We start from the raw sequence: 2,591 nt of genomic DNA on the forward strand, positions 1-2,591 counted from the left end.
CCTGTCCGTGGTGGTGGCCGGGGGTGGCACCGCCGGGCACATCGAGCCGGCCCTCGCGGTCGCCGACGCGATCCGCCGGCTGGTGCCGACGGCGACGATCACCGCGCTGGGCACCGAGCGGGGGCTCGAGACCACCCTCGTGCCGCAGCGCGGGTATCCACTCGAGCTGATCCCGCCGGTGCCGCTGCCCCGCAAGCTCACCGCCGACCTGGCCAAGCTGCCGGCGCGGGTCCTCGCCTCGGTCCGCCGGACCCGCGAGGTGCTCGACCACACCCACGCCGACGTCGTCGTCGGATTCGGGGGCTACGTGGCGCTGCCCGCCTACCTGGCCGCCGGTGCCGGACCGCTGCGCCGCCGGCGCCGCATCCCCGTCGTCGTGCACGAGGCCAATGCCCGCGCCGGCATCGCCAACAAGATCGGGGCCCTGCGCGCCGAGCGTGTCCTGGCCGCCGTCCCGGGTTCGGGGATCGTGCGCCGCGGCGACGCCGAAATCGTCGGCATCCCGGTCCGGTCGTCGATCACCGGGCTGGACCGGGCGGCGCTGCGGGCGCAGGCGCGGGCGCACTTCGGGCTCCCCCCGGAGGGGCCGGTGCTGCTGGTGTTCGGTGGCTCGCAGGGCGCCCGTTCGCTCAACGAGGCCGTCTCGGGAGCCGCCGGTCCGCTCGCCGCGGCGGGCATCGCCGTGCTGCACGCCCACGGCCCGAAGAACACCCTCGACGTGCCCGCACGTCCCGAGCACGACCGGTATCCCTACGTCGCCGTGCCCTACCTGACCCGGATGGACCTGGCGTACTCCGCCGCCGACGCGGTGATCTGCCGCTCCGGGGCGATGACCGTCGCCGAGGTGTCCGCGGTCGGCCTGCCGGCGGTGTACGTGCCGCTGCCGCACGGCAACGGGGAGCAGGAACTCAATGCCCGGCCGGTGGTGGCGGCGGGAGGTGGAATGATCGTGGCGGACGAGGAACTGACGCCGGCGTTCGTGGCCGATGCGGTGATCCCCCTGCTGCGCGACGCAGCCCGCCTGACCGAGATGGGACGGCGTGCGGCAGGGGCGGGCCACCGCAGCGCCGCCGCCGAGGTGGCGCGGATCGTGCTGGACGTCGCAGGCGTGGAAGCGAACAGGAGTGATCGATGAGCGAGCAGCTGCCCCCGCAGCTCGAGCGGGTGCACATGGTGGGTATCGGCGGGGCCGGGATGTCCGGCATCGCCCGGATCCTGCTCGCTCGCGGCGGGAAGGTCTCCGGATCGGACGCCAAGGAGAGCCGCGGCGTGCTGGCGTTGCGCGCGCGGGGGGCCTCGGTGCGCATCGGACACGACGCGAGCGCGCTGGATCTGCTCGAGGGCGGCCCCACCGCCGTGGTGACGACCCACGCCGCGATCCCCCAGGACAACCCCGAGCTGGTCGCCGCCCGGGAACGCGGCGTTCCCGTCCTGCTGCGCCCGGCGGTGCTGGCGGCCCTGATGCGCGGGCACCGCACCTTCCTGGTCGCCGGCACGCACGGCAAGACATCGACGACGTCGATGCTGGTGGTGACGCTGCAGCACTGCGGCTTCGACCCGTCCTTCGCGGTGGGCGGCGAGCTCAACGAGTCCGGCACCAACGCGCACCACGGCAGCGGCGACGTGTTCGTCGCCGAGGCCGACGAGAGCGACGGCTCGCTGCTGCAGTACGACCCCGACGTGGTGATCGTGACCAACATCGAGGCGGACCACCTCGACTTCTTCGGCACGGAAGAGGCATACGTGCGGGTGTTCGACGAGTTCGTCGACCGCATCGCCCCCGGCGGGCTGCTCGTGGCGTGCCTCGACGACCCCGGCTCGGCCGCCCTGGCGCGGCGGGCGACGGCCCGTCGCGCCGACGACCTGCGGATCACCGGATACGGCACGGCGGCAGTGGTGGGCGACCGCGCCGAGGTGGACGGCGTGCCGGTCGGCGTGCGGCTGCTCAACTGGGAGGCCAAGGACGTCGGGGGAGTCGCCGAGTTCCACCTCGCCGACGAGGCGGCGCCGCGCACGGTGCGGTTGTCCGTCCCCGGCCGGCACATGGCCCTCAACGCGCTCGCCGCACTGCTCGCCTCCCTCGAGGCGGGCGCCCAGGTCGAGGAGGCCGTCGAGGGCCTGGCCGGCTTCGGGGGCGTGCACCGGCGATTCCAGTACAGCGGCCGCGAGCACGGCGTGCGGGTGTTCGACGACTACGCCCACCATCCCACCGAGGTCCGCGCCGTCCTCGCCGCGGCCGCGGAACTGGTCGCCGGCGAACCGGTCCGCTACACCGAGACCGGCACCGAACGACCCCGCGTGATCGTCGTCTTCCAGCCGCACCTGTACTCGCGCACCGAGACCTTCGCCACCGAGTTCGGTGCGGCCCTCGACCTCGCCGACGAGGTCGTGGTGCTGGACGTCTACGGTGCGCGGGAGGAGCCCCGGCCGGGCGTGAGCGGAGCCCTCGTCGCGCGATCGGTGTCCAAGCCCGTGCATTACCAGCCGGATCTGTCCCTCGTGCCGCGGCAGGTCGCGCGGCTGAGCCGTCCCGGCGACGTCGTGATCACCATGGGCGCCGGCGACGTGACCATGCTCGGGCGCCAGATCCT

At 74.2% G+C, this 2,591-nt stretch carries 2 protein-coding genes; both read left to right on the top strand.

Annotated elements, in window-relative coordinates:
- Position 1 precedes the first annotated feature (1 nt).
- A complete protein-coding gene (murG, locus tag CQZ88_RS12180; protein WP_206531273.1) occupies positions 2–1,135 on the top strand; it encodes an undecaprenyldiphospho-muramoylpentapeptide beta-N-acetylglucosaminyltransferase in 1,134 nt (377 codons plus the stop codon).
- Positions 1,132–2,591: UDP-N-acetylmuramate--L-alanine ligase (gene murC, locus CQZ88_RS12185; RefSeq protein WP_102799803.1), on the top strand; the 1,460-nt coding region annotated here is incomplete at its 3' end. The genes murG and murC, both read left to right, overlap by 4 nt.

The organism is Rhodococcus sp. ENV425, assembly GCF_002887785.1.
GTDB classification, from domain to species: domain Bacteria; phylum Actinomycetota; class Actinomycetes; order Mycobacteriales; family Mycobacteriaceae; genus Rhodococcus; species Rhodococcus aetherivorans.